This is a genomic window from Candidatus Hydrogenedentota bacterium (assembly GCA_012730045.1).
Taxonomy (GTDB): Bacteria; Hydrogenedentota; Hydrogenedentia; order Hydrogenedentales; family CAITNO01; genus JAAYBR01.
Genome location: JAAYBR010000019.1, coordinates 1 through 2,900, shown reverse-complemented (window position 1 = coordinate 2,900; position 2,900 = coordinate 1). Strand labels below are relative to the sequence as shown.

General features: G+C 68.6%; 4 protein-coding genes. All 4 read left to right on the top strand.

The features are described from left to right. Positions 1-72: 72 nt before the first annotated feature. Complete coding sequence (locus tag GXY15_01855) at positions 73-237, top strand: hypothetical protein (protein ID NLV39957.1); 165 nt, start codon at positions 73-75, stop codon at positions 235-237. Then, entirely contained in the window at positions 234-407 is a 174-nt protein-coding gene (locus GXY15_01850) for a hypothetical protein (protein NLV39956.1), read from the top strand. The genes GXY15_01855 and GXY15_01850 overlap by 4 nt, the downstream gene beginning before the upstream one ends. A 152-nt stretch (positions 408-559) precedes the next feature. Further along, a complete protein-coding gene (locus tag GXY15_01845; GenBank protein NLV39955.1) occupies positions 560-871 on the top strand; it encodes a hypothetical protein in 312 nt (103 codons plus the stop codon). After that, positions 868-2,900, top strand: a 2,033-nt coding sequence (locus tag GXY15_01840) for a hypothetical protein (protein NLV39954.1), incomplete at its 3' end; no start/stop codon positions are given. The genes GXY15_01845 and GXY15_01840, both read left to right, overlap by 4 nt.

The window sequence follows — 2,900 nt, the reverse complement described above, 5'->3', positions numbered from 1 at the left end:
TTTGTCTCACTCGATGACGCTGTTTCGTCCATCATGGCGGACGGGGCTCCGTGGGAGTGGTGCGAGACGGCCATGTTCGACGGCGATGAGGCCGTCATTGAAATTCGCGAACGCGAAACAGGTATTGATCCGTTGGAGTGCGGAAAGCTTGTCTGGCGCAGGAAGTGGGTCCGCCAGTACGACGAAGAAGCGGACGACTTCAAGATGGTACCGGAGAAGGAAGGGGGCGAGGGATGAGCATTGCAATGTTCGTGTGGACCTTCGGAGATTTTGTGGACGCAATCGTTCTTGCCGCCGTTGCCATCTTGTTCGCCGTGTTCGTCGTCGTAATGCTGTTCTTCAAGGCATGGGAATATCTTGAGAACAGGAGCAACCGCAAGCGCGCGAAGAAAGGCGGTAGACGATGAGCAAGCGAGTGACAATCTCGCAGCGGTGGACGCACTGGACGCGGCGCGAGCCGGGCTGGGCCAACGCGAGCAGCACGGACTAGCGACGGACGGCGGAATGGGTTGGCCACGGAAGGCAAACCGCGAAGGACGCGAAGGAAAGGGAGTGGGGTATGGGCATGTGGGGATGGAAGCGGAAGGCGCACGACGGGGCGAAACTGGTGCTGGTGCCGGTGGCGGTGCCGAAGTACGCCGAACACGAGGTGCGCGCGTTGCGCGACCTGGGGGACGACAACCCGTACTGGCGGGCCATCGTGCTGGTGGCGGCGAAACTGCAGGGCACGATCGTGAAGGAGGCGATGCAGGCTTCCGGCAAGCGGCGCTGCGAACTCCTGGACAAGGCGCACGGCACGGCCCTGCTGCTGGCGGCGCTGGAGGAGAAGCGCACGGAGCGGGACGAACCGCAGAAGGGGCAGAAAGCATGAACGTGGAGGGGCATCCGTACTACCCGTTGCCGGGTCCGTCGCAGGTGGCGCAGGCGATGGCGCTCCTGAAGTGCGACGCGCAGGCGGCGGGGCAGGCGCTGCTCAAGGAGCGGGCGCTGGAGATCGAGCGCGAGCGCGCGGACCCGTTCAACTACGGGCAGGTGCCGCGCGTGTGGACCGTCGTCTGGAGCCTGTTGGACTGGCCGTTCTGGCCCGTCTCGCTGGAGAAGGAGGCGGAGCGCGCGACGGGGCTGGACAAGTGGGCCTTCATGCGGGCGCTGCGCCGCGCGTGCGGGTTCGCGGACCCGGTGCGGATGGTGTGGGTGAGCGGCGCGAACGGCAGCGGCAAGAGCGAGCTGGTGGCGTACATGGCCAACGCGCAGATGGCCGGCCGCGCCGAGCAGCTCGTCTACGCGATGCACACGACGGAGGGCGGCAGCATCGACGCCGGGCTCCACAAGAAGCTCTTCCGCTACATCCCCCCGGAGTGGAAGGAGTGCGGCAAGGGGCGGACGGGGTACGTATCGTACAAGGAGCAGACGGGGTTCGGCGGGTCGGGCTACGTGTTCCCGAACGGGAGCAAGCTGGCGATGAAGTTCTACAGCCAGGACCCGGAGACGGAGGGCGAGGGTTTCGACGCGGACGCGATCTTCCCGGACGAGAGCATCCCGCAGGGGTGGTTCCAGCGGCTGCCGGCGCGCGTCGGGCGCCGCAACGGCTACGTGCTGCACACGAACACGCCGCAGGCGGGGTACACGGAGGTGGTCCACGAGTTCATGGAGGGGGCCATCGTGACGCGGTGGAACACGGGCTGGATGCTGCCGAAGGACGGCGGCGAACCGCTGCCGCACCGCGCGCTGGGGCTCTCGCGGGAGGAGTACAAGCGGCTGAGGGAGGCGCACGCGGCGCGTCCGCCGAGGCCCGCGCCGGTGCCCGAAAGCCGGGCGGAGGACTGCTGGGAGTGGGTGGTGGGAGCAGGGAGCAGGGAGCAGGGAGCGGGGAGCGCGGACGGGTGGAGCGAGGAGAGGCGGCTGGGGGACGCGCCGACGCGGCGGGTGGAGGCTGAGGGGTCCGAGCGGCTGTTCGAGGCTGTGCCGCGGGTGGCGCGGTGCGCGGAGGGCAAGCGGGCGGTGGTGTGGTTCCACAGCGCGGACAACCCGTACGGCTACCCGCGCAACCTGGTGGAGGACATGCGGGGGCGGGACGCGGACAGGATCAAGTGCCGCCTCTACGGCGTGGTGATGCCGACGCACAAGGCGGTGTTCACGGCGTTCCGGCGGGCGGTGCACGTGGTCCCGCGCGACATGGTGCCGCGTGGCGGGACGCGCTACATGGTGATGGACCCGGCGCCGGGACGCAACCCGTTCGTCCTGTGGTTCACGGTGGTTGGCAAGGCCAAGTACTTCTACCGCGAGTTTCCGGGGAACTACAACCTGCCGGGGATCGGCCAGCCGGGTCCCTGGGCGAAGACGAGCAGCCGCAAGAAGGGGATCAACGACGGCGACCGGGCCGAGGCGACGGAGGGTTTCGGGTGGGGCACGGCGAAGTACAAGGCGCTGTTCGCCTGGCTGGAGGGTTGGAAGGAGTGGCGCGAATGGGCGCTGGCCAACGGCGCGGAGGCGGTGGACGAGTGGCGCACGACGTGGCCGACGACTGCGGACGGCGACCCGCGCTGGCCCCGGGAGGAGATCGTGCGGGGCTGGACGGACAGCGAGCTGCCGGGCTGGAGCGCGGAGCCGGTTTGCAGGAGGCTGCTGGATCCGCGCGGGGGCGGAGCGCCGCACGTCTCGACGGAGGGCACGGCGACCCTGATCGGGGACATGGACGACCTCGGGCTGCGGGTGGAGCCGGCGTTCTCGGGGACGGTTACGAGCGGCATCGAGGCCATCGTGGCGGCGCTGGACTACGACCGCACGCAGGAACTGGGGATCGGCAACGCGCCGACGGTCTACTTTTCCGAGGACCTGAAGAACACGATCTGGGCGCTGGAGACGTGGAAGGACCTGGACGGCGAGGCCAGCGCGACCAA

What these genes read in the sequence shown, in the direction of transcription:
- GXY15_01855 (NLV39957.1), top strand. Translation starts at nt 73, where the DNA reads ATGTTCGACGGCGATGAGGCCGTCATTGAAATTCGCGAACGCGAAACA.
- GXY15_01850 (NLV39956.1), top strand. Translation starts at nt 234, where the DNA reads ATGAGCATTGCAATGTTCGTGTGGACCTTCGGAGATTTTGTGGACGCA.
- GXY15_01845 (NLV39955.1), top strand. Translation starts at nt 560, where the DNA reads ATGGGCATGTGGGGATGGAAGCGGAAGGCGCACGACGGGGCGAAACTG.